Here is a 1,990-nt window from a genome sequence, read left to right as displayed (position 1 = left end):
TTGAACGTCGCGGTGATGGGCTGCATCGTCAACGGCCCGGGCGAATCGAAGCACGCCGATATCGGCATCTCCCTGCCCGGCACCGGCGAGGAGCCGACCGCCCCCGTCTTCGTCGACGGCAAGAAGGTCAAGACGCTGCGCGGCCCCGGCATCGCGGCCGAGTTCAAGACGATGGTCGAGGATTACGTCACGCAACGCTACGGCCAGCGTGTCGATGCCGCGGAATGACGAAGCGGCAGACGAGCGGCCCTGCGCCGAATGCATGACAGTACCTTTGCGTGATCACGGCATCGTGCTAGAGGCCCCGGCCTTTCGCTGCAGCGCAGCGCGCGCGGAGATCCCCGATGGGGCATGACCAGACGAATCCTCCATCCCCCCAGGGGGAGGATTCCCGTTTCGGCCTGGACAACGGGCAGCACGGCCCGTCCAAGCACAGCCATGGCAGCTATGCCGCGCTGGCGCTGGGCGCGCTAGGCGTCGTCTATGGCGACATCGGCACCAGCCCGCTCTACGCGCTGCGCGAGACCGTCCTGGCCGCGACCGGCGCGGCCTCCGGCGGCCATGGCGGCGCCTCCGAGATCGTGCTGGCGGCCCCGATCCCGCGCGAGGTCATCATCGGCGTGCTGTCGCTGATCCTGTGGTCGCTCGTGATCGTGGTCACGCTGAAATACGTCGTCCTGCTGCTCAGCGCCGACAACAATGGCGAGGGCGGCACGCTCACCCTCGTCGCCCTGGCGCAGCGCGCGCTCGGGCGCATGCGCGGCGGCGTCGTGCTCTTCCTCGGCATGGCGGGCGCCGCCCTGTTCTACGGCGACGCCGTCATCACCCCGGCGATCTCGGTGCTGTCTGCCGTCGAGGGCATCAAGCTCGTGACGCCGGCGCTGAACGACTATGTGGTGATGATCGCGTCGGGCATCCTGATCGCGTTGTTCCTGGTCCAGAGCCGCGGCACCGCCAAGGTCGCGAATTTCTTCGGCCCGATCATGATGGTCTGGTTTCTGACTCTGGCGGGTCTGGGCATCTATCACATCGCCGACGATGTCGGCGTCTTCGCCTCGATCAATCCCTATTGGGGCCTGCATTTCTTCATCAACAACCCCGGCGTCTCGCTCGCCGTGCTCGGCTCGGTCTGCCTCGCGGTCACGGGCGCCGAGGCGCTTTATGCCGATATGGGCCATTTCGGCCGCGGGCCGATCCGCAGCGCCTGGATCTGGATGGTCTTCCCCGCCCTCTGGCTCAACTATCTCGGCCAGGGCGCGCTGATCCTCTCCGACCCGACCGCGATCGACAATCCGTTCTACAAGCTCGCGCCTGAAGGCTTCATCCTGCCGCTGGTGGTGATGGCGACGATCGCGACGATCATCGCGAGTCAGGCCGTGATCACCGGCGCCTTCTCGCTGACGCGCCAGGCGATCCAGCTCGGCCTGCTGCCGCGCCTTGAGATCCGCCACACCTCGGAGACCACCTCCGGCCAGATCTACATCCCGCGCATCAACCTGATGCTGCTGGTCGTGGTGCTGCTGCTGGTCTGGACCTTCCGGACCTCCTCGAACCTGTCGCACGCCTATGGCATCTCGGTGTTCGGCGCGATGGTGGTCGATTCGCTGCTGGCCTTCATCGTCATCTGGAAAGGCTGGCGCTGGTCGCTGGCCGCCACGCTCGCGGTGGTGACGCCCTTCCTCGTCATCGACGTCGCCTTTTTCTCGGCCAACATGCTGAAGCTCTTCAGCGGCGGCTATGTCCCGGTGCTGCTCGCGGTCGTGCTGATCATCCTGATGTGGACCTGGGTGCGCGGCACCAAGATCCTCTTCGACAAGACCCGCAAGACCGATGTGCCGTTGTTGGAGCTGGTCGGCATGCTCTCCAAGAGCCCGCCCTATCGGGTCAAGGGCATGGCCGTGTTCCTGACCAGCGACCCCGAGACGGCGCCCGCCTCGCTGCTGCACAACCTCAAGCACAACAAGGTCCTGCACGAGCGCAACGTCATCCT

General features: G+C 66.1%; 1 protein-coding gene and 1 pseudogene. Both read left to right on the top strand.

Going from position 1 to position 1,990, the window contains the following annotated elements:
* Window positions 1-228 (top strand): annotated as a pseudogene (gene ispG, locus Q8M82_RS20155) (flavodoxin-dependent (E)-4-hydroxy-3-methylbut-2-enyl-diphosphate synthase); the annotation flags it as partial.
* Window positions 229-344: 116 nt separating this feature from the next.
* Window positions 345-1,990 (top strand): potassium transporter Kup (locus Q8M82_RS20150; protein WP_305693080.1); only part of this gene is annotated, 1,646 nt, incomplete at its 3' end.

Origin of the sequence: Allobosea sp., assembly GCF_030694325.1 — a bacterium.
GTDB lineage: Bacteria > Pseudomonadota > Alphaproteobacteria > Rhizobiales > Beijerinckiaceae > Allobosea.
This window is presented reverse-complemented; position numbering and strand designations above follow the sequence as displayed.